At 71.3% G+C, this 21,761-nt stretch carries 23 protein-coding genes; 15 read left to right on the forward strand and 8 right to left on the reverse strand.

The genetic code is table 11. The features are described from left to right. Positions 1–179: 179 nt before the first annotated feature. The 15 genes from Adu01nite_RS10010 (at position 180) to Adu01nite_RS10080 (ending at position 14,944) form a co-directional block, all read left to right on the forward strand. A complete protein-coding gene (locus Adu01nite_RS10010; protein ID WP_203726299.1) occupies positions 180–1,832 on the forward strand; it encodes a WxL domain-containing protein in 1,653 nt (550 codons plus the stop codon). Positions 1,833–1,896: 64 nt separating this feature from the next. Beyond that, positions 1,897–2,868 (forward strand): WxL protein peptidoglycan domain-containing protein, encoded by a 972-nt coding sequence (locus Adu01nite_RS10015; protein WP_203726300.1) that lies wholly within the window; start codon positions 1,897–1,899, stop codon positions 2,866–2,868. Then, positions 2,865–3,968 carry a hypothetical protein gene (locus Adu01nite_RS10020; protein WP_203726301.1) on the forward strand — a complete coding sequence of 368 codons (1,104 nt, stop codon included), beginning with the start codon at positions 2,865–2,867 and terminating at the stop codon, positions 3,966–3,968. Before Adu01nite_RS10015 ends, Adu01nite_RS10020 begins: the two co-directional genes overlap by 4 nt. Further along, on the forward strand, positions 3,965–5,284 hold the full coding sequence (locus tag Adu01nite_RS10025; protein WP_203726302.1) for an ABC transporter substrate-binding protein: 1,320 nt from the start codon (positions 3,965–3,967) through the stop codon (positions 5,282–5,284). The genes Adu01nite_RS10020 and Adu01nite_RS10025 overlap by 4 nt, the downstream gene beginning before the upstream one ends. After that, positions 5,274–6,005, forward strand: coding sequence for an ABC transporter ATP-binding protein (locus Adu01nite_RS10030; RefSeq protein ID WP_203726303.1), 732 nt, complete (start codon positions 5,274–5,276; stop codon positions 6,003–6,005). Before Adu01nite_RS10025 ends, Adu01nite_RS10030 begins: the two co-directional genes overlap by 11 nt. Beyond that, positions 6,002–9,064, forward strand: coding sequence for a branched-chain amino acid ABC transporter permease/ATP-binding protein (locus Adu01nite_RS10035; protein ID WP_203726304.1), 3,063 nt, complete (start codon positions 6,002–6,004; stop codon positions 9,062–9,064). The genes Adu01nite_RS10030 and Adu01nite_RS10035 overlap by 4 nt, the downstream gene beginning before the upstream one ends. Before the next feature lie 16 nt (positions 9,065–9,080). After that, positions 9,081–9,794: a neocarzinostatin apoprotein domain-containing protein gene (locus tag Adu01nite_RS10040; RefSeq protein ID WP_203726305.1), complete on the forward strand. Its 714-nt coding sequence runs from the start codon at positions 9,081–9,083 to the stop codon at positions 9,792–9,794. A 273-nt stretch (positions 9,795–10,067) separates the two neighbouring features. After that, positions 10,068–10,568 (forward strand): RNA polymerase sigma factor, encoded by a 501-nt coding sequence (locus tag Adu01nite_RS10045; protein ID WP_203726306.1) that lies wholly within the window; start codon positions 10,068–10,070, stop codon positions 10,566–10,568. Then, entirely contained in the window at positions 10,558–11,445 is an 888-nt protein-coding gene (locus tag Adu01nite_RS10050) for a hypothetical protein (RefSeq protein ID WP_203726307.1), read from the forward strand. Before Adu01nite_RS10045 ends, Adu01nite_RS10050 begins: the two co-directional genes overlap by 11 nt. Before the next feature lie 61 nt (positions 11,446–11,506). Next, entirely contained in the window at positions 11,507–11,716 is a 210-nt protein-coding gene (locus Adu01nite_RS10055) for a hypothetical protein (protein ID WP_203726308.1), read from the forward strand. Continuing rightward, entirely contained in the window at positions 11,713–12,165 is a 453-nt protein-coding gene (locus Adu01nite_RS10060) for a Clp protease N-terminal domain-containing protein (protein WP_203726309.1), read from the forward strand. Before Adu01nite_RS10055 ends, Adu01nite_RS10060 begins: the two co-directional genes overlap by 4 nt. Then, complete coding sequence (locus Adu01nite_RS10065; protein ID WP_203726310.1) at positions 12,158–13,009, forward strand: ABC transporter ATP-binding protein; 852 nt, start codon at positions 12,158–12,160, stop codon at positions 13,007–13,009. Before Adu01nite_RS10060 ends, Adu01nite_RS10065 begins: the two co-directional genes overlap by 8 nt. Next, positions 13,006–13,818 (forward strand): ABC transporter permease, encoded by an 813-nt coding sequence (locus Adu01nite_RS10070; protein ID WP_203726311.1) that lies wholly within the window; start codon positions 13,006–13,008, stop codon positions 13,816–13,818. Before Adu01nite_RS10065 ends, Adu01nite_RS10070 begins: the two co-directional genes overlap by 4 nt. 32 nt (positions 13,819–13,850) lie before the next feature. Continuing rightward, entirely contained in the window at positions 13,851–14,384 is a 534-nt protein-coding gene (locus tag Adu01nite_RS10075; RefSeq protein WP_203726312.1) for a hypothetical protein, read from the forward strand. A 26-nt stretch (positions 14,385–14,410) separates the two neighbouring features. Further along, positions 14,411–14,944, forward strand: a complete 534-nt coding sequence (locus Adu01nite_RS10080; RefSeq protein WP_203726313.1) for a hypothetical protein — start codon at positions 14,411–14,413, stop codon at positions 14,942–14,944. 3 nt (positions 14,945–14,947) lie between these two features. Here Adu01nite_RS10080 and Adu01nite_RS10085 read toward each other — a convergent pair whose 3' ends face one another. From Adu01nite_RS10085 to Adu01nite_RS10120, 8 genes are all read right to left on the reverse strand, one after another. Then, positions 14,948–15,691, reverse strand: coding sequence for a maleate cis-trans isomerase family protein (locus Adu01nite_RS10085; protein ID WP_203726314.1), 744 nt, complete (start codon positions 15,689–15,691; stop codon positions 14,948–14,950). Then, a complete protein-coding gene (locus Adu01nite_RS10090) occupies positions 15,688–16,326 on the reverse strand; it encodes a hypothetical protein (RefSeq protein WP_203726315.1) in 639 nt (212 codons plus the stop codon). The genes Adu01nite_RS10085 and Adu01nite_RS10090 overlap by 4 nt, the downstream gene beginning before the upstream one ends. Before the next feature lies 1 nt (position 16,327). Then, positions 16,328–17,080: an SDR family oxidoreductase gene (locus Adu01nite_RS10095; protein WP_203726316.1), complete on the reverse strand. Its 753-nt coding sequence runs from the start codon at positions 17,078–17,080 to the stop codon at positions 16,328–16,330. After that, on the reverse strand, positions 17,077–17,997 hold the full coding sequence (locus Adu01nite_RS10100; protein WP_203726317.1) for a hypothetical protein: 921 nt from the start codon (positions 17,995–17,997) through the stop codon (positions 17,077–17,079). Before Adu01nite_RS10100 ends, Adu01nite_RS10095 begins: the two co-directional genes overlap by 4 nt. After that, positions 17,997–18,686, reverse strand: a complete 690-nt coding sequence (locus tag Adu01nite_RS10105; RefSeq protein WP_203726318.1) for a hypothetical protein — start codon at positions 18,684–18,686, stop codon at positions 17,997–17,999. The genes Adu01nite_RS10100 and Adu01nite_RS10105 overlap by 1 nt, the downstream gene beginning before the upstream one ends. Next, positions 18,683–19,885, reverse strand: coding sequence for an aromatic ring-hydroxylating dioxygenase subunit alpha (locus tag Adu01nite_RS10110; RefSeq protein ID WP_203726319.1), 1,203 nt, complete (start codon positions 19,883–19,885; stop codon positions 18,683–18,685). The genes Adu01nite_RS10105 and Adu01nite_RS10110 overlap by 4 nt, the downstream gene beginning before the upstream one ends. Positions 19,886–19,889: 4 nt before the next feature. Beyond that, positions 19,890–20,852, reverse strand: coding sequence for an alpha/beta hydrolase family protein (locus Adu01nite_RS10115; RefSeq protein ID WP_203726320.1), 963 nt, complete (start codon positions 20,850–20,852; stop codon positions 19,890–19,892). A gap of 76 nt (positions 20,853–20,928) precedes the next feature. After that, positions 20,929–21,741 carry an oxidoreductase gene (locus Adu01nite_RS10120; RefSeq protein ID WP_203726321.1) on the reverse strand — a complete coding sequence of 271 codons (813 nt, stop codon included), beginning with the start codon at positions 21,739–21,741 and terminating at the stop codon, positions 20,929–20,931. Positions 21,742–21,761: the final 20 nt, after the last annotated feature.

A 21,761-nucleotide genomic window follows, 5' to 3' on the forward strand; every position in this document is an offset into this window, starting at 1 on the left:
GTCCGGAGTCTTGACATTCCCTGGTGGGAAGGACTTTATTGGGACCACGCAGATGGAAAACGCTGTTTCCCTGATGGAAACGGGAGGGGAGACCCGGATGCGTACCGCGCGCTAGTCGCACCTTCCGCCGGAGCCTCGGCGGCCGGTGCACCCACCTGACAGAGGGGACGCGGCACCACATGAAACACACCGCTCGCAAGGCCCTGACGGCGCTGGCCGCCGCCGGCCTCTCCGCGGCCACGGCGCTCGTCGCCGTCGCCGCGGGAGCCGGCCCGGCCGCCGCCTACGGGCCGACCAATGTCTCCCTCGGTTGCCGGTTGTATTTCGGCAACGCCGGCACCGGCACCTCGCCCACGACGTGGGCCGACACGTTCACCCTGACCCAGACGCCGGCCTCGCCGACGCCCGGGCAGACGGTGACCGTGTCGCTGACCGCCGCCATCGGCCCCACCAACGGCCCGGCCCCGCTCAACCCGGGTGACGTCCCTGTCAAGATCACCGTCAAGATCGCGGGCAACCAGTCCGGGACCGTGACGCTCAACCAGGCGGCCTACCCGGCCGTCGCCAAGGACCCGGCGGTCGCCCTCGGCGGGTTCACCGCCACCGGCACCTTCGTGGCCGGGGCGGCGGGCGCCGGCACGCTGACCGTCAGCCAGGTCAACTTCGCCAACGTCTCGGCCGCGACCTATTGCTCGGCCGAGGGCGACCGCGACCAGAAGCTGTCCCCGGTCGACACCCCGATCGTGCAGAGCTTCGCGGTCTTCGACGGCGGCGCCTCGATCACGTCGGTCACCGGCCAGACGGTCACGGGTTACGCCCGGGCCGGCAACACCATCAACTACTCGGTCACCGGTCTGGCCGCCAACGCGACGCTCACGGCGTCGCTGAAGGACAGCACCGGTGGCGGTACGGCACAGGGCAGCGGGACCGGCACGACCGGTGCCACCGGCGCCGGCACCGGCACGCTCGCCGTTCCGGCCGGGGCCACCGCGGGCAGCCGCACGGTCTCGATCACCGACGGCACCAACACCGTGACCGTACCCATCACGATCCTCGGCACCCGGGCCATCACCATCACCCCCACCGGTGGCGGCGCCGGCACGGCCATCACGGTCACCGGCACCAACTGGGATCCCGGAAGCGTCGTCACGATCGGCGGCTACAAGGCGTCCACCGGCGGGCAGCCGCCGGCCACCTCGGACCCGGCGGTCACCGCCACCGCCTCGGCAACGGGCGGTTTCACCGCGGCGTTCACGGTCAGCGACCCGGCCACCGTCTACATCGGTGCCGCCGTCGGCATTTCGTTCGCCCTGGCCACCTGGGCCGCTTCGGCCGATTCCTGCGTGGCCGGCACGACCGGGTGCAAGACCACCTATCAACTGTCCGAAACGGTCACCGGCGGCTCGCTCTCGATGTCTCGCGGCACCGGCAGCAGCACCATCACGTTCAGCGGTGTCACCCTCAACGGCTCGCCGCAGTCGGCGACCGGCACCCTGCCCGCGATCAACGTGACCGACAACCGGGGCAGCACGTTCGGCTGGAGCCTCACCGGCACGGTCACCGACTTCACCGGTGTCCCGTCCGGCTCCATCGGAAAGGCCGCCCTGACCTGGACCCCGTCCTGCACCGAGCACACCGGGGTGACGACCAACGCGGTTACCGCGGTGGCCGGGGCCGCGGGTGCGGTGGACGGCGCCACGCTCTGCTCGGCGCCGACCGCGACCACCGGCACCGGCGGTTCGTTCGACGCGTCGGCCGGGCTGTCCCTCGCGGTGCCGGCAAACCAGCTGGCAGGCGCGTATTCGGCAACGCTCACCGTCACGTTGAGCTGAGCCCCTTTTGACGGTGGGGGCGGGCCCGCCCGTCCCCACCAACTCGGACAGGAAGGACAGGCCGATGCGGTTACGCGCACTCGCCGCGTGGTGTGTCGTCGCGACGTTCGCGCTGCCCGCCGCGCCGGCCACGGCCGCCGGGAACGGCGAATGGGCGGTCACCCCCACCCCGGCCAAGAACCCCGGCCCCACCCCGCGGGTCTACTTCTTCCTCGACGCCGGCGCCGGGCAGACCGTCAAGGAGTCGGTGCGGGTCGCCAACCTCGGCAAGAGCCCCAAGTCGTTCTACGTCTACGGCGCCGACGCCTACAACACCACCCGCGACGGCGGCTTCGCGCTGCGCACCCGCGACGAGACCCAGAACGACCTCGGCACCTGGGTGAAGGTGGCGGCCACCCGGGTGACCGTGCCCGCCGAGACCCAGGCCGACATCCCGTTCACCATCACGGTGCCGAAGAACGCGACGCCCGGCGACCACGTCGGCGGCATCGTCGCCATGGAGGCCGAGGCCGGCGTGACCGGCGAGGCCGAGGGCGCCACCGTGCAGATCCAGCGGGCCGTCGCCGCCCGGGTCTACCTTCGGGTGCCCGGCACCGTCGTGCCCGGCCTCGCGGTGCCGTCGGTGAAGCTCGACCTTGATGCTCCGCTGCTGCCCACCGGGGCGCGCGGAGCCCTCGACTACCGGATCGCCAACGTCGGCAACGTGCACCTGGTGCCGGCCACCACGGTCAAGGCCACCGGCCTGTTCGGCCACCACGTCGAGCTGGCCGGCAGCCGGCCGACCGGCGACTTCGTGCCCGGCGCCGAGGGTAACTTCGCGATGAAAGCCAGCGGCGTCTGGCCGATCGACATCGTCTCCGCGTCGGTCACCGTCCGCGCCGACGGCGGCGTCTACGCCAAGCGCACCGACCGCACGTTCGTCCTCTCCTGGACCGCCCTGCTGATCCCGGTCGCGCTCGGCGTGGCCGCCTGGTGGGTCCTGACTCGCCGGAAGCGCAGCCGCACGCTGCGGGCGCGGGGCCTGGTGGCCGGATGAAGAGGCCCGCCTTCCTGGCCGTCACGGTGCTGATCGTGCTGGTCACGACCGCCCCCGCGGCCCAGGCCGGCAGTCTGACCGCGAAGCTCTCGGTGGACGAGGGCAAGGTCGGCGACACCGTCCGGGTGACCGGTTCCAGCTGGCCCGGCGGGCAGCTCGTGCAGTTGGTCACCTGCGGCGAGGGCGGCCTCACCGGCTCGGTGGCCTGCGACAACCGGGCCGCCCTGGCCACCCCGGTGCGCCCCGACGGCACGTTCCTGGTCGACCTGCAGATCGGCGAGCCGCCCAAGGCCTGCCCGTGCGTCGTGCACATCGGGCTGGTGCAGGGCATCGACGACTCGTCGGTCAACCTGCCGCTGACCATCACCGGGCACGCGGTCGGCGCACTGCCGAAGGCAACCGCCGCGCCGCGCACCCTGGAGTTCCAGGACGGCCGGCTCGGCGGTGGTTCGTGGACGGCCTGGTTCGGCGCGCCCGACCACCTGAGGCTGACCTACACGGTGCGCAACCCGTCGGCCGCGACGCTCACCAACGGCACGCTCAGCGCCCGGATGGCCGGCGACGGCACCGACGACATCTACTACCAGGCCCCGGTCACCGACCTCGGGCCCGGGCAGAGCCGCACCTTCACCGTCCCGGTCGACATCCCGCTGTTCGCCTTCGGCCGCTACGCCGTGACCGTCGACATCGGTGGCCTCGCCGTCGCCCGCGCGCACCACGAGGCGTACCCCTGGGGCCTGTTTGCTCTCAATGCCGCCGGGCTGGCCCTGATCCTCTGGGGTGTGCTGCGCCGGCTGCGCAGGCGGCGGAAGTTCAACGAGCTCAGCGCGGCCGAAGCGGTGCTCCCGGCGGTGGTGCGGCTCGGCGGGCTGGGCGCGTTCCTGGTCTTCGACGACGCGCCGATGGCCGGGCGGCTGCGCCGGCACGCCGGTGGCTCGCTGAGCACCGACGGCCTGCGCACGCTGATCGGCACCGGCACCGGCGCGCCCCGCGGTGGTGACTCGGTGCTCGACCTCGACGCCCTCGGGCACGTGCTGGCCCGCCGTTATCCGCCCGGCCCGACGCTGCAGGACACGCTTCTGGAAGGGAAACACCCATGACCACCAAGGCCGACTGGCCGCTGCTGGCCCGGGCCGGCGCCGTGCTGGTGGCGTGCGTGCTCGCCTACACCAGTTGCGGTGCGCTGATGCCCGGCGCCTCGTCGGCGGTCAACCAGGGCGTCGCAGGCGGCGCGGTGAAGGTCGTCTTCATCGGCACCGACCTGACCAAGACCGCGTCGCTGACCGGCTTCAAGAATCCCGACGTGGGCAGCCCGGCGGCGCAGGTGACGGCGCTGGCGAAATACATCAACGCGAACGGTGGCATCGCCGGGCGCAGGCTGGACGCCGTCTACGAGGAGTACGAGGCGAGCGCCGACTCGCCGTCCGCCGAGACCACGCTGTGCAGCAAGATCACCCAGGACGACAAGGCGTTCGCGGTGATCCTGACCGGGCAGCTGCAGTCCAACGCGCGCCCCTGTTACGCCCAGCGCAAGACCCTGATGCTGGACGCCACCCTGATCGCCGACGACCGCTCCACGTTCGCGGCGCTCTCGCCCTACCTGTGGACGGCGTCCTTCCCCGAGTACGACGCGTTCGCGACGTCTTTTCTGGCCGTACTCAAGCGGGAGGGGTTTTTCGAAGGCCGTAAGCAGGCCGGGGTGGTCGCCGCCGACACCCCCGCCAACCGGGCGGTCTACGCGAAGAGCGTGACGCCCGCGCTGGCGGCGGCCGGCGTGACCGGCACGGTCAACTGGATCGACACCACCGACCTCGGCACCCTCAACACCGGGCTCAGCCAGGCCGCCGTCAACTTCCGCGGCAAGAAGATCGACCGGGTGTTCTTCTTCGGCGGCGCCCGGATCGCGCCGTTCTTCATGACCTCGGCGGTCGCCCAGAACTTCACCGCCCGCTACGGCATCTCCACCTTCGACAGCCCCAGCTTCATGGTGGCCAACCCGGACACCATCCCGCCGGCCGCGCTCAAGGGCATGGTCGGGGTCGGTTTCGCCCCCGGCTACGACGTGCCGGACAGCCAGCTCCCCTTCCCGTCCACCGCCGCCGAGAAAAACTGCCTCGGCATCTACTCCGCGGCCGGCATCACCTTCAAGGCGCGGGAGAACGCCCGGGTCGCCTTCACCTACTGCGACGCGGCGCTGCTGCTGCAGACCGCGGCCAAGGACCTTCCCGACCTGACCGCCGACGCCTGGGGCCGGGCCGCCCAGGCCCTCGGCACGTCGTTCGCCACGGCCACCGGATTCGGCGGCTCCCTGCAGGCCGGCGGGAACGCCGCCGCCAGCGGCTACCGGGTCCTGAAGTTCAGCGACGCCTGCTCCTGCTTCACCTACTCCGGCGAGGTGACCCCCCTTGGCGAGTGAGCCGGTTCTCGAGGTGGCCGGCCTGTCCGGCGGCTACGGCACCATCCAGGTCCTCTTCGGCATCGACCTCACCGTCGGGCCCGGCGAGACGGTCGCGCTGTGCGGCCCGAACGGCGTCGGCAAATCCACCCTGGTCCGGATGATCGCCGGCCTGACCCGGCCGTCGACCGGCCGGATCACGTTGCACGGCAACGACATCACCGCGGTGCCGGCGGCCCGGCGGCCCCGGCTCGGCATGTCCACCGTCATCGGGCAGCAGGCCTTCGGCACCCTGTCGGTGCGCGACAACCTGCGCATGCACGCCTACCCGAACGGCCGGGACGAGGAGAAGGCGCACACCGCGGTCGACGGCGCCCTCGCCGTCTTCCCCCGGCTCGCGGCCCGGGCCGACCAGCCGGCCTCGACCCTCTCCGGCGGGGAACGGCAGATGCTCGTCCTCGCCAAGACCTTGATCCAGAGGCCGTCGCTGCTGGTCATCGACGAGTTCTCGCTCGGCCTCGCCCCGGTCGTCGTGGGCGGCCTGCTCGAGTTGGTCCGCCGACTCGCCGCGGTCGGGGTGGCCACCCTGGTCATCGAGCAGTCGGTGAACGTCGCCATGTCGATCGCCGACCGGCTGCTCTTCATGGAACACGGCACGATCATCGCCGAGCACACCCCCGACGAACTGCGGGCCGCCCCCGACCTGGCGAGGCGTCTCGTGCTGGGCGGGCACGCCGCATGATGGGCTACGACTTCGGCCTCGACCGCATCGCCGTCGGCCTGTTCACCGGCCTCACCTACGGCCTGCTCGCCATCGGCCTGGTGCTGGTCTACCGGTCCAGCCGGTTCGTCAACTTCGCGCATGGCGCCATCGGCGTCTTCGGCGCGGCCGTCCTTGCCCGGTTCGCCGGCGGCCTCACCTACTGGGTGGCGTTCCCCCTCGCCATCGCGGTCGCCGGCGGCCTCGGCGCGCTCACCGAAGCCACCGTCGTTCGCCGCCTCTACCGGCGCCCGCGCGTCATCGGCATGATCGCCACCCTCGGGTTGTCGCAGTTCATCCTGGTGCTGGCGCTGATCGTCGACCGGTCCAGCTTCTCCGGCACCGCCTACCCGAAACCGCCCGGCCTGCCGTCCTTCCACATCGGCACCACGACGGTCGGTTCCTCGCTGACCGGCATGCTGGTGCTCACCCCCGTACTCCTGATCGCCCTCGCCCTTTTCCTGCGCCGCACCCGGTTCGGCATCGGCATCCGGGCCGCCGCCGACCATCCCGACGCGGCCTCCGTCAACGGTGTCGCCGCCCCCCGGATGGCCAGCCTGACCTGGGGCATCGCCGGTGCGGTCGCCGCCTTCTCGGCCATCCTCCTCACCCCTACCCAGGGCGTGCAGTCGATCGACTCGCTCGGCCCCGAGTTGCTGCTGCGCGGCCTGGCCGGCGCGGTCATCGCCCGGATGGCGTCGCTGCCGATAGCGTTCGCGGTGTCGCTGGGCGTCGGCGTCCTCGAACAGATCCTGCTGTCCCGACAGACCGCCGGCTTCGTCGACGTCGTCCTCGGCGCGGCCATCCTCATCGCCCTGCTCCGCCAGCGCCAGGCCGGCCGCCGCGGCGAGGAAACACCGGCCTGGCGGCGGCCATCGGCCGGGGTTGCGGACCCGTGGGCCCGCATCGGCCTGGGATTATTGGTCACCGTCGGCATCACGCTTGCGTACGTCGTGAGCAACGCGACCGCCTCCGTCCTCACCGAGGTCTGCGGCTTCGCCCTGGTCGGCCTCTCGGTCATCCTCGTCACCGGGGTCGCCGGCGAGTTGTCGCTGGGCCAGTTCGCCTTCGCCGGCATCGCCGCCGCCGTGTCGGTGCGGGTCGCGTCGTCGACCGGCAACATGTTCCTCGGCGTCGTCGCCGGCTGCGCGGCCGGCGCGGTCTCCGCGGCCCTGGTCGGCCTACCCGCCCTGCGCCTGCGCGGGGTGGCTCTCGGCGTCACCACCCTGGCCTTCGCCCTGGCCACCAGCGGCTGGCTGCTCCGCCAGCCGTGGCTGCTCGGCGACGGCCTCGACACGCCCTATCCGGTCTGGCACGGCTACGTGGTCAGCGTCGCCGCCGACTACTACCTGTTCGCGCTGATGCTCCTGGCGATCGGCTGGTGGGTGACGAGCCGCCTGCGCAACGGCGGCTTCGGCCGGCTGCTGCTGGCCCTCCGCGACAACGAGGAGGCGGGCAGGGCCCTCACGATCGCCGCCCCGATGCGCAAGCTCCAGGCGTACGCGGTCTGCGGCGCCCTGGCCGGCCTCGGCGGCGTGGTGATCGGTTTCAGCCAGTCACAACTGAGCGTCAACAGCTTCCCGGCCTCGGCCAGCATCGACGCGGTCGCCATCGCGGTGGTCGGCGGCATGGCCCGCAACAGCGGCGCCCTGCTCGGCTCCGCCGTGATCGTCGGCCTGCCCGCCCTGGTCCCGCTCGGCATCCCCGGCCAGGCCGCCCTGACCTTGGGGTGGCTGCTGGTGGTCCTGCTACTTCCCGACGGCTTGGGCGGCCTGCTGGCCACCCTGCGGCAGCGAATCCCCCTGCACCTGCCGCGGGCCGGAAGAGGTGGCCCCGGCGAGCCCGCCAGCCCACCGGGGCCACCATCCACCCAGCCTCCCACCGCGGCTCTCGCCGAAGCCCCCGACACGGAAGCCCTCGACGCTGAGGCGGCCTTCGCCGCTTTCATGGCGGGCAACGGCCGCGCCTCAGCCGGCGTTGCGGCCGACGGCGGCATCACCGCGGCGGCGACCGCTGCGAGCAGCCTGGGCACGGCGAGCACTTTCGACCCCGGCCCCGACCCCGGCCCCGGCCCCGGCGCCGACGGCGGTGGCGTCGGGGACGGCGGCGCGACGTCCGTACTCAAGGAGGAAGCGGATGGGGATTCGCCTGCCTTGACCGGCTCGGGGTTTGGGGATTCCGGGGGCGGGCGGGCGCGCGGGTGGGGGAGTGGGCAGCTACCGGCTCGGCCTCTTGTGCTTGATCGGGATGGGCGGCCGCTGTTGCAGGTCGTGGGGGTTCGGCGGGCGTTTGGTGGGGTTCGGGCTGTTGACGAGGCCACGTTTGCTGTTGCCGAAGGGGAGATCGTCGGGATCATCGGGCCGAACGGGGCCGGGAAGACCACGCTCTTCGAGATTCTGGCCGGGTTTACCTCGGCTCATGGTGGGGCCGTCTACTACCGCGGGCGGGCGGTCACCCGGTGGGCGCCCGAACGGCGGGCTCGGCATGGGCTTGTTCGGTCGTTTCAGGATGCCCGGCTCTTTCCGGCCATGACCGTGCGGGAAGCCGTGATGGTTGCGGCCGAAGCCGGGTCGCCGGCCCGGATCGCCGCCGACGTGCTCGGGCATGCCGCCGCCGAAGCCGGCAAAGCCGCCCGGGCCGACCGGGCGCTGCGCACGATGGGCCTCGACGAGCACGCCGAACGGGCGGTGGGGGAACTGTCCACCGGCACCCGGCGGATCGTCGAGCTCTGCTGCCTGCTCACCCTCGAACCGCGGCTGATGCTGCTCGACGAACCCTCCTCCGGCCTCACCCAGGCCGACGGGGCCGCGCTCGGCGATCTGCTGCTGCGGGTTCGGGCCGAGCTCGGCACCACCGTGCTGGTGATCGAGCACGATCTGCCGTTGCTGTCCCGCGTCGCCGACCGGCTCATCGCGATGGACGCCGGCCGGGTGATCGCCGACGGCACCCCGGACGAGGTGCGCGCCCACCCCGCAGTCGTTCTGTCCTACCTCGGCACCGATGAGGCTGCCGTGGCCCGGTCCGGAATGCCGGCCGGTTGACCCCATGGAGGATCCGATGGCTCGTACATCCGTCACCCGCCGGCTGGCCGCCTCGGCCGCCGCCGGCCTCGCCCTGGCCACCACCGTGGTGCTGGTGGACAGCTCACCGGCGTTCGCCGCGCCCACCCTGCACGTCTCCAAGACCAGCGGGCTCACCAACGGCCAGCAGATCACCGTGTACGGCACCGGCTTCACCGCCGGCCTGCAGTCGATCGCGCTCGGCCAGTGCATCAAGGACCCGGCCGGGCCGACCGACTGCAACCTGTCCGGCGGTGCGGCGTTCGTCAACGCCGACGCCGGCGGCAAGACGCCGACGCTGACCCTGAAGCTGGCGACCACGTTCAGCGGCCACACCTGCGGCACCAGCGGTTGCGTGATCGCCGCCCAGATCCTGCCGTCCACCGCCACCCCCGAGGTGGTCGAGGCGAACAAGGCGCAGGTGGCCATCACCTTCAGCAGCGGTGGCACGACCACCACCGCACCGACCAAGACGTCGACCAAGACCGCCACCGCCACCGCGACCGCGACCGCGACGAAGTCGACCTCGGCGACCGCGGGCGGCGGCGGAACGACCTCGACGACCACCGCCGGTTCGGCCGCGCTGCCGGCCACCGGGCCCGGCCTGGAGTGGGCCACCATGCTGATGATCGGGGGCGCGCTGCTGCTGCCGGGCCTGGGCCTGATCGCGATGCTCCCGGCGCGCCGCCGCCGGATCGCCCAGCTGCGTTGACCGGATTGCCCAGCTGCACTGGCGGATTGCCCGGCGCCGGATCGGGTGGCGGGCCGGGCCGGGAATGCGGCTGCGCTGGCGGATTGCGCGGCTGAGCTGACCGGATCAACCGGCTGCGCTTTCCGGGGCGGTTCAGGGCTGTGGGAGCGTCTTTGCGCGGGGACAATCCCACAGCCCCGATCCGTCCGGAAAATAGTCGCCGAACCTTGCAGCATGGCTGCCGCGCCGGCCGTTTCCTGGGCAGGACGAGTTCACAGGGGAGCGGGGGCGGGGATGCGGGATGCCGGCGCATTCGATGATTTCTATCGGGACACATCGTCTCGAATGTTGCGCTACGGGTATGCGATGACCGGGGATCTCGGGGACGCCCAGGATGTGGTGCAGGAGGCGTACACCCGGGCGTGGCGGCACTGGCGCACGATGGCCGGCCATCCGGCACCGGAGGCGTGGGTGCGGCTGACCGTCAACCGGCTCGCCACCGACCGGTGGCGGCGGCTCAGCGGATGGCGTGCGGCCCTCGCGCGCACCGGACCACCGCCGCCGGCCGAACCACCCAGCGAAACCACCGTCCTGCTCACCGGCGCCCTGCGCCGGCTGCCCGCGCACCTGCGGCAGGCCGTGGTGCTGCACTATCTGCTCGACATGCCGGTGCACGACGTGGCCGCCGAGACCGGGTCGCCGGTCGGCACGGTGACCTCGTGGCTGCACCGCGGCCGCCTCGAACTCGCCGCCATCCTCGGATCGACGCAGCTGGAGGTCTCCGATGTCGAATGAGTTGAAGCGCGCGTTCGCCGCGCTGTCCGACGACGCCGGTCGTGGCCGGCTCGAACCCGCCGCCACCGTGCGCCGCCGCAGCGACCGCCGCCGCGCCGTCACCGCCGTGGCCGGCACCCTCACCGCGGCGGTCCTGGTCGCCGGCGTGCTCGTCGGTTCCCGGCTGGTGCTGGCCGGCCCACCGGCCCCGGTCCCGGCCGTCTCGATGCCGCCGGTCTCGCTGCCGCCGTCACTGCCGCCGTCGCCACCCTCGGCCGACCCGGGCACCACGTCCCCGTCCTCATCGCCGTCGTCGCCGGCGCCCCGCAGCATCCCGTCGTCCCTTCCGGCGAAGGCGTTTCTGCAGGCCAGCGATGTGCCGGGCAAGATCAAGGACGGCCCGCAGCGCCTCGGGGCCGGCGATCAGCCACTGCCGGACTTCTGCGGCAACTCCTACGACCAAGGCGCCAAGGCCGGCATCCGGGCCACCCAGGTCCTCTACTTCACCGGGCCCGGCGATCCGCCCGACAGCACCCCGAAGGCGGCGGTCTACCAGGACATCCTGGTCTTCCAGGGCAGCGCGGCCGAGTCGTTCATGGACGACCTGCGCGCGGCGGTCCAGGACTGCGCCACCGACGGGGACGTCAAGAGTTACGTACGGGGATCGCTCGGGGTCGGGGACGAGTCGTTCCTGATCGAGCGGACCAGCCCGGCCACCGACGACGCGGGCGAGCCGGTCGGCGGCGAGCTGTTCCACCTCTACTACGCCGTGGTCCGGGTCGGCGACGCGGTGGCGTTCGTCAGCGACACCGGCTGGGAGTCCGGCTCGGCCGATCGCGCCGACGCCGTACACCTGGGGGAACGCGCCGCGGCGCGGTTGTCCGCCTGGCGTAGGTAGGCACGCAGCCTTAAGCAACCCTGGTTGACTAACCCGGATTTAGTCAACTAGGGTTGCTTGCATGTCTGATGATCCTGCGGATGCGCTGGCGGCGGTGGCGGCGTTGCGGCGGCTGGCCGACCAGTTGGAGGATGCCGCGGTCGAGCAGGCGATGCGGGCCGGCTGGGGCTGGCCGAAGGTGGCCGAGGCGCTCGGCGTGACGCGTCAGGCCGTCCACAAGAAACACCTCAAGCGGCTCGAAGCCGCCGGCGTGGAATTACGGAGGCGATGACCGTGTCCGGATTCGACAGGTACCTCAAGGACGTTCTGGAGTCGGCCACCGAGGAGGCCCGGCGGCAGGGCGCGGCAACGGTGGAGGCCGAGCACCTGCTGCTCGCGATTGCCGCCGCCGGGTCACCGGCGCTCGATGCGGCCGGCCTCGACCAGGCGGCGATCCGGGCGGCGCTGGATCGGGAGTTCGCGCACAGCCTGGCCACGGTGGGTGTTTCGGCGGCGGCGTTCGACCTCCCGCCCGCCACCCCGGCCAAGGACCGGCGGCTCCAGCCGGGTGCGTCGGTGCGGCTTGCTTTGGAGCGTACGTTCGTGGCCGCGGCCGGCCGCGACCCCCAGCCCGCGCATCTTCTCCTCGGGATCCTGGCGGCCGAGGTCGGCATCGTGCCGCGGGCCCTCGCCCTGGCCGGTTTCGATCGCGTCGCGTTGATCGCCCGGGTCCATGGCTGACCTCGCGCTCGACGTCACCGGGCTGCGCATGCGCTATGGCACGAAGGATGTGCTGCACGACGTCACCCTCCGGGCGGCTCGCGGCGAGGTGCTCGCGCTGCTCGGCCCGAACGGCGCGGGCAAGACCACGACGATCGAGATCCTGGAGGGCTTCCGCAGTCGCTCGGCCGGCCGGGTGTCGGTGCTCGGCACCGACCCCGCACACGGTGACGAACGATGGCGGGCCCGGCTGGGCGTCGTCCTGCAATCGTGGCGCGACCACGGCAAATGGCGGGTCCGGGAGTTCCTGGCCTACCTCGGCGGCTACTACCCGAAGCCGATGGACCCGGACGAGTTGCTCGCCGCGGCCGGGCTCACCGACCAGGCCGGCCAGCAGATCCGGCGCCTGTCCGGCGGACAGCGACGCCGGCTCGACATCGCCGTCGGCCTCGTCGGCCGGCCCGAGCTGCTCTTCCTCGACGAGCCCACGGCCGGCCTCGACCCGCAGGCCCGCCGCGAGTTCCACGACCTGGTCCAGCGGCTGGCCGCCGAGCAGCACACCACGGTCCTGCTCACCACGCACGACCTCGACGAGGCCGCCCGTCTCGCCGACCGCATCCTCATCCTGAACGGCGGCCGGGTCGTGGCCGACGGCACCGCCGCCGAGCTCACCCAGCGGATCGCCGGCCAGGACGAGGTCGGCTGGACCGTGGACGGCCGTCGTTTCACCCGGTCGACCCCGCGGTCCACCGAGTTCGTCTTCGACCTGTTCCAGCGGCACGGCCACGCGGTCACCGACCTGGAAGTCCACCGGACATCGCTCGAGGACGCCTACCTCACCCTCGTACGGGAAGCCGAATCATGATCTTTCGTCAGGGCGCGGTGCAGGGCCTGATCGAGTTACGCCAGTCGTTCACCGGCGGCGAACTGATCGCGAACCTGTTCTGGCCGGCCGCCACCCTCGTGGCCATCTTCCTCCTCCGCGACCGGCCCGTCGACGGCACGGCGCTGCCGCTCGGCGAGCTGGTCCTGCCCGGGGTGCTGGGCATGTTCGTCGCCCTCGGCATGCTGCTGATCACCCAGCAGCTGACCGCCGATCGCGAGGACGGCACCCTGCTACGCGCGAGGGCAACGCCGCACGGCTTGCGCGGCTACCTGATCGGCAAACTCACCACCGTGTCGGCGACGGTGCTGGCCTACCTGGCCGTCCTGCTGGCCGGCGGCGCACCGCTGGTCACCACCTTCCACCCGCTCACCCTGGCCTGGGTCCTGGCCCTCGGCCTGATCGCCACCCAGTCGGTCGGTGCGATGCTGGGCGCGCTGATCAGCAGCTCACGCGGCGCGGGCATGCTCTCCCTGCCGATCCTGGGGTTGATCGCGGTGTCCGGCGTCTTCTACCCGATCGGCGCCCTGCCGGGCTGGCTGCAGGGGATCGGCCAGACGTTCCCGATCTACTGGCTCGGCTTGGGCATGCGCTCGGCGTTCCTGCCCGACAGCGCCGCCGCGGTCGAGCTGGACGGTTCGTGGCGGCATCTGCAAACCGCCGCGGTCCTGGGCGCCTGGGCGATGGCCGGCCTGATCGTCGCGCCGCCGGTCCTACGCCGGATGACCCGCCGGGAGTCAGGTTCGCGGGTGGCCGAACGCCGCGAACGGACCCTGCAGCGAGTGGGCTGAGCCGGTTGACACCCGACGACTCCGTCCGGGCCATGGCCGAACGTCTCCTGGCCATCGACTATCGGCGCCATGGCGACAAGTCCTGGTCGAAGGCCGCCCTGCTGGGTGAATACTTCCGCCGGGCAGCGGCCTACGACTGCGGGTCACGGACGCCGTTCTTCGACATCGCTCTTTGCGTAGATCCGAGCATTCGCGCCGCCCAGCAGTATGTGGACAGCGTCGTGGAGGGCGTGCATCCGCAGGGCCGCAGCGCGATCACCACGGTGGCCCCGTTCATGCTGCATTGGGCCGCGCTTCGAGCCGACCCGAGCTTTGTGATGCCGCTGGAGCCGGCGGACCCGTTCGAGCCGCTGATCCTCATGTTCGAGCGGGACGGCGGATTCCACACCGAGAACGGCGAGGTCAATCTCGAGTACCGCGCGGTGCCCATGCGCCGCTGGCGCGAACGGTCCGGCGCGGCACCGATGCCGAGCTTCGCCCCGGAAGTGCTCGACGAGATCGACCGGGCTGGGTCTTTGAAGCAGTTCGGGTATGTGATGGGGCCGGACGGGAAGCCGGTCGGCTGACCTCGATGGGCGGGGACAATGTCGGCATGGATCTCTCCGAGGTGCGCAAGGACGTTGCCGCCGTCGATGAGCTGGTGCGGTTCCTCGTCAAGAGCCAGGCGATCGATATGAACGATCCGGATTGGATCGCCAAGCTCAAAGCTGCTCCGAACCCGGTGGACGAGGCCGGGGTCCGGGTCGAGGCGGATGCGGCGCTGCAGGCGCTGCTGGACGCGTACGAGTCGGGGGATGCTGCGCTGCGTGCGGAGGTCCGGGAGATCTTCCGTGCCTACCCGTCGTTCCGGGACTGTGCCGGGCTGCCGAACCAGTGGGCGACGGCGGCGGAGTTCCGCCGCCGCCTGCTTCTGATCTCCGCCAACGACCAGGGTGCGGACCCGCGCGACGAGCTGATCTCGCTCTGGGGGCTGTGCCACGCCGGCCGGGAGCTCGGCATCGACACCGAGCCGGTGCTGCGCGAGGTGGCCGAGTTGTCGTCCGGCGTTGATCACTACGGGTTCGGGTCGATGCGGGCCCTGATCCTGCGCGGGCTGGAGGTGCACGACCCCAGCGAATGGGCGTGAGCCTCAGTATTCGCGGAGCAGGCTTCCGGCGCCGTACACCTTTTCCCTGATGCCGTTCTCGCGCAGGGCCATCCACCATGTTGCCGCGTTGATGGCGATCACCGGCTTGCCCAGCCAGCGTTCGGCCTCGTCGGCCAGGCGGACCATCGACAGGTTCGTTCCGCATTGGACGATCGCGTCGACCTCGGGGCCGTCCACGGCCAGGATCGCTCGGCGCAGCTCGTCCTCGGTCACGTGGGCGATCGAGACCGCGGTCGGGCACTTCAGGCCCTCGATCTTGGTCACCTCGAAGCCGATCTCGCCGAAGAAGCGGACCACGTTGGCGTCGCCGATCGGCTGGTACGGGGTCACCACGCCGATCCTGCGGGCGCCGTACAGCTTCAGGGCCCGTTCGCACGCCTCGGCGCCGGTGGCCACGTCCAGGCCGGTGATCCCGTTGATCTGGCGGACGAACTCGCGGTTTCCCTCGACGCCGCCCCAGAACGTCTCGGCCGACATGCCCATCACCATGTAGTCGGGCTCGGCGGTCAGCACCCGTTCGCAGGCGAAGCCGATCTCGCCCCGGATCTGGACCAGGAGGTTCTCGAACTGGTCGTCGCTGGAGAGGTCCTGGTTGCGGATGTGGATGCGGGAGAAGTGGGCGGTCACGCCGGGGACCGTCATCGCGTAGAAGTCGGGCTCGACGATGGTGTTCGTCGAGGGGGCGATGACGCCGAACTTGCGGCGCCAGCCGAGTGCGTCGGTCATACGGGTTCTCCCACGGGGATTGTCTGCGGGCGGCGCGCGGCGGTCAGCGTCAACCACGCCGCGATCAGCAGGGCCAATTGGGCGGACGTGTTGAGGGACTGCTCCAGCCACTGGTAGGCGACGGTGTCGTGCCTGGCCGAGCCGCGCAGCGGGACCAGCGACGTCACCAGCACCAGGCCGAGGACGAACAGCGACACCGCCCACCACTGCCGGTAGCGGCCCGCGATGATCGCGCCGAGCACGCTGACCGCGGTCACCCCGAACGTCGCCGTCACGAAGATCGGGTGCAGGTTGCCGGCCAGCACGGAGCCGGCCACGCCGAGGCCGAACGCCAGCGCGAAAGGCCAGAGGTGGACGCGCTTGCCACGGCGTACGGCAATGGCCAAGGACCAGGTCAGAAGCGTGGCGCCGGCCGCCATGAGCGGGAAAAGTGCCTCCTCGAGGAGGCGTGGATCGCCGCCGCCGGCGGCGACCGTCAGTTTCCAGGCGCATTTCGACAGGCCGCCGGCGCCGATCAGCACCGCGCCGAGAAGGCCGGCCCGGTGCGGATAAAGGCGGCTGAGCAGGGCGAAGCCGGTCAGTCCGAAGAGGACGGGCGCGAAGTCCTCGAGCGCGAGCCAGATCGGGTAGTCCATCTCATCCCTCGGCGAACAGGTCGCGCTTGCGGAACCCGGCGGTGGCGAACCGGTAGGCGGCCTTCGGCCCGGTCAGCCAGGCCACCCGCCCGCCGTTCCTGGTGCCGGCGAGCACCCGGGCGGCGAGCCACGGGGTGACGGTCTCGACCCGGTCGGCGAGGATGTTGAAGATCTTCTTCGCCTTCGCGAACTCGGCCGGGTCGTAGTCGTGGGTGAGCAGGTCGGTGACGACCATGCCGGGGGAGAGCAACGCGACCTTGACCGGCGTGTCCTTCAGCTCCTTGGCCATCGCGAGGGTGGCGTAGGTGAGCGCCCGCTTCGTCGCCCCGTAGGCGGTCAGCCCGGGCACGATCTGGCCGTTGGAGCCGAGGCCCTCCATGTTCCACAACGCGCCGTGGCCCTGGGTGAGCATCGCGTCGAGCACGACCGCGCTCGCGTGCAGGGTGCCGCGCAGGTTGAGGTAGACGACCTGGTCGATCTCGTCCGGCGGCAACTGCCACAGCGGCGCCCGGCCGGTCGACATCCCGGCGTTGTTGACCCAGATGTCCACCCGGCCGAATCGGTCGACCGTCGCGTCCCACAGTTTCCGCACGTCGGCGCGGTTGGTGACGTCGGCGGTCACGCCGAGCGTTCCCTCCGGCACCTCGGCGACGGTGCGGCCGCAGAAGGCCACCGATGCGCCCTGCGCGGCGAACGCCCGGACCAGGCCCTGCCCGATGCCGCGGGTCCCGCCGGTGACGACGACCACGGTCACGGCGTCCACTCCAGCAGCCCGTGCAGCACGGCATCGAGCGTGTTTCCGTGGAACAGCTCGTAGACCACCGACAGCTGCCTGCCCGCCGACATGCCGGGCTTCGCGTCGATGGAGAACTCCCGGCCCTTGATCTTCCACACGTCGGTGAGGTGCAGCGAGGAGAACGAGGCACGGCCGAAACCCACCGCATTGCCGTACGCGTCGGGCCCTTCGAAGAACAGGTTGTTGCCGTCCCGCCGGGTCTCCACCGTGAACTCCCGGTCGAGCCCGGCGCCCCGCCAGGTCACCAGCCGGCGGGTGCGCAGCAGGTCGATCGGCTTGAGCCCGATGCTGACCTGAACACTCCCGCGCAGCTTCTGGTCGGCGCCCCACAGCTCGCACTCGCCGGTGAACGCGCCCGACTCCTTGGTGGGCAGGATGTAGGGCACCGGGCCGCAGACCGTCTCCCGCTCGATCAAGTCGTCGACGAGCGAAGGGTTCCGGGTGTAGACGCCGTTGAAGCAACCCACCACCGCCCACCCCTGGTAGAGCACCGACGAGTAGACCTGGGTCTCGCCGTCCGGCAGCACCTGGTTCCAGGTGTTCAGGTCGACCTGCCAGCCGGGCCCGTAGTAGTGCGAGTCCACGAACGACCCGTAGGGCTGCCCGGTGCCGAAGAAATCCGGCCCGGCGTAGACGCGGTTGGCGTCGGAGTCGACCACACCGAAGGCGAACGGCGCCCCCAGCCGGAAACGCCCGGCCAGAGCACCACCCCCGATCAAACCCCCATCCATCCGGTACGTCGTGACGCCGTCGACGAACTCCGACGACCGCCGGATCTCCTCGAAACCGCACCAGGTGCCGGTGTGATCGAAGAGGGAGGGCCGCCCGTGCCATTCGCCGGCGATGCGCTGCTGCCAGACGCTCGGCGCGGTCATCAGTTGCGCACCAGCTCGAGGCGGACCAACTCGGACTGCTCCTGGCCGAGCAGGCGCACCGTCTGCGCCCAGACCGGGTCGATCTCCGGGCTGAACAGCAGCGCCCGGTGGGCGGCGTCGCGCTCGGCGGTGCCCTCCGCCTTGACGCCGGAGTCGACCAGGCCGGCCCAGTGCGTGAAATACGTGTCGACGGCCTCGCCGATGCCCGCGAAGGCCTCCGCGGTCGCCCGGTTGACCAGCATCCACGGCGACATCAGGGCGTACTGCCGGGGCGACAGGTGGGCCGGCGTCAGGCCCTCGCGCTCGCGAACCTCCTGGTAGACCGCGGTCAGCGGCTCGAACACCTCGTCCAGGTAGGGCAGCGAGGTGGCCAGGTCGATCCGGGGGATCAGGTCGAGGTGGAACGCGTAGTTGTCGCCGTTGGCCACCGAGTCGAGCGTGAAGTGCGGAACGCCCGACGACGGGTCGGTGAAGGCGAAGATCATGTGGCTGTCGAGGCCGATCGGCGGGACGACCAGCGACACGTTCACCACCTTGACGATCGGGCCCTCGCCCCGCCAGACGCGGATCTTGCCGACCGGCGCCGGGCTCATCGGCGAGGTGAGGTCGCGCTCCTCGGTCAGGGTGACCGGGAACCGGGCGAGGATCTTGTCGAGGGTGGTGTCGCAGAGCGCGGCGGGCAGGCTCACTTGTTCTCCTCGGACTCTTCGTCGGAACCCATCAGCCGGGCCGCGGCCACCGTCGGGTGCTCGCCGCGGGCCTTGTGGATCCAGGCCCGGGCGAGCTCGGGGTTCTCCCGGCGGGCCGGGGAGGGGATCACCGTGGCGGTGCGCTTGGGCACGTCACCGGTGATGAAGTCCTCCTCGTTGAGCAGCCAGCCCTTCTCGGCCAGCTCCTGGCGCCGGCGACGGTATTCGACCGCGATGATGTCGCTCTTGATGTGCAGCTCGGCGCCGAGGTCGAACGGCAGCAGCTCGGGCCGGACCTTGTCGACGACCGCGGCGTCCTCGTAGAAGATCCGCATGGTCCGGTTGATGGCGTCCTTGTTGGCCCACGTGCCGGTGAAGAACGTCCGCAGCGCGACCCACTTGACCAAGGTGTGCGTCTCGTCGATCGGGATGTTCGTGTCGTAGATGACCATGTCGCCGATCGGCAGCCGCACGTGCAGCTTGATCATGTTGGGCAGCATCCAGCCGGCCGACGTGGTGACCGGCGGCCGCTTCTTCAGGTCGTTGCCGACCAGCCGGCCGAACCTGCCCCAGATGCCGCTCGGCTTCGGCGGGTGCAGGTCGACGGTGGCGAACGCCGACCACTCGTCGGGGTGCTCCACTTCGTACTCCGGGACCTCCGGCATCTCCGGGTTGCCGAAGCGCCCGGCGTGCACGAACGGCGCGTGCGCGATGTCGCAGCCGTTCTCCAGGATCCGCTCGTAGTTGGCGTTCCACAGGAACTCACCGGTCACGACCCGGAATCTGCCGCCGTTCTCCACCAGGTCGTCGAATTCGGGCCAGACCGGGATCGGCGGCCGTTCCTCCTCGGGGAGGTCGCCCATGAAGACCCAGACAAACCCATATTTCTCCTGTACGGGGTACGAGTCGACGCGCGCCTTCTTCGGGATGCTCCGGCCCGGCAGGTTGGCCGGGATCTTGGTGCACGCGCCGTCCGGGTCGTACTCCCAGCCGTGGTACGGACAGACGATCTTGTCGTCCTTGAGGGTGCCGCCGGAGAGCGCGGCGCCGCGGTGCACGCACAGGTCGCTGAGGGCGACGACCCGACCCTGCTTGGGGGTGCGGTAGACGACCAGGTACTGCCCGAGCACGGTCAGCCGGGCCGGCTTGGTGGTGACCCGATCGGTGAACTCGACCGCATACCAGAAGTTTTTGAGCATGGCGTTACCTCCGCCTGGTCTCGGCGACGTCGGGGTTGTCCAGGGCTTTGTCGAGCGCGTCGCCGTCGGCGCCACGCAGGTGCACGTCGAGGAACGCGGCCGTCACCTCGGTCAGGGCCGCGCGGGTGGCGGCCGGGTCGGTCGTCGCCTCGAGGTCGAGGAACGCGCGGGCCGCCGTCTCGTCGACCGGGTGCACGATGCCGAAGTGGTTGGCGCCCGTGAAGGTCACCTTGAGGTTGGCGCCGTCCGCGTCCGGCAGCGCCTCCTCGAAGGTGCGGGTGATCGGGTCCTTGCGGGTGGCGGCCTCCTCGCCGTACCGGTCGGCGGATCCGTTGATGACGCCGTCGCGCTCGCCGGCCATCAGCAGCACCGGCGAGTCGACCTGGGCGGGCAGCACCGTCCCGGCCGGCCAGCCGAGCATGGTCGCCACCATCGTGTGCGTCCCGTACGCGGCGACCGCCCTGACCTGCGGGAAGAAGCGGGCGCTCTGCAGCACCACGGTGCCGCCGGCCGAGTGGCCGATCAGCGCCACGGTGTCGAGGTCGATCAGGCCCGCGACCGGCCCGGTCATCTCCCGCAGGGCCTCGATCACGGCGGGCACCGACGGCGTCGTCGCCCGCGTGCCGTACGCGTCGGGCCGGGCCGCGTCGAGGATGACGCCCGGCGTGATGCCCTTGAGGCCGCCGAACAGCTCACCCACCCAGTCGTAGGTGACCGCGACGTAGCCGCGCTCGGCGAGCGCGACCGCCAGCCACCGGTAGGCCTCCTGCCCGACGTTGACGCCGGACACGATGATCACGACCGGGTAGGGCGCGAGCGCCGGGTCGGCCGGGAAGATGCCGGAGAGCCGCTCCGCATCCGAGCCGGTCGGCTTGGCCGGGTAGTAGACGCGCAGGTGCGCGGTGTCGAAGGGCGCTTCGTAGCCGGGGACGGCCGCGGCCCACCAGATCGACCGGACCCCGGTCATGCCAGCTCCTCGCTTCGCTCCGAGCTGCCAAGACCAAATTCCGCACTGAGCTTGCCGATTCGCTCGCTACGCTCGCTCATGCTCCGGCCCCCGGCCGCGGTAGCTCGCGGTCGCCGCCCCACAGCGCCCGGACCAGCTTCTCGGTGGTCTCCTCGCCGAAGAACCGGACGCCCATGACGTTGGCCGGGTCGCGGTCGGCGATGTTGCGGCGGATCTTCAGATCGGTCGCGGCGAGCGCCGCCTGCTCCTCGGCCGGCACCGGGGTGGCCTCGTCGACCCAGCGCAGCCACCGGTCGACGTGCGCGTGCAGCTTCTCGGTGACGATCGCGAGGTTGCGCTCGCTGCGCTCGAACGAATAGCAATACGCCGTCGGGGACAGGCTGGACCGGATGAACCCGGCGCGGGACACGAAATACTCGAACTGGGGGTCGGCCCGCAGCGCCAGCCACTCCTCGTTGAGCGGCTCGTAGTACTCGTCGTAGTACTCGCCGTCCTCGACCATGTTGACCCGCGGCACCGAGTCGACGTAGAACCAGCCGCCCGGCCACACCAGCAGCGCGATGCCCAGGTGCGGCACCTTGATCTGCGGGCCGAGCCAGCAGGAGAGGTGCAGATTGGCGAAGCTCGCGCCGGGGTTGCCGATCCACGAGTGGACCATCCAGTCGACCTCGGGCCCGGAGTAGGCGGCGAGACGCCCGCCCGGCCCGTCCGGGTAGGTGCCGTAGGCCTCCAGCGCTTCCGTCGACGGGTCGCGGGTGGTCTCGAAGCGGGCGTCGATCTTCGCCTTCAGCGCGGCGAGGAGTTCCTGGTAGTAGTTGAACGTGTCGTGGACGTCGACGACGGGTGAGCCGTCGACCATGTCCTCAACGTGCGCAAGCGTCTCCGCCACGATGAAATGTCCCTTCAGAG

This window comes from Paractinoplanes durhamensis, from assembly GCF_016862175.1.
GTDB lineage: Bacteria > Actinomycetota > Actinomycetes > Mycobacteriales > Micromonosporaceae > Actinoplanes > Actinoplanes durhamensis.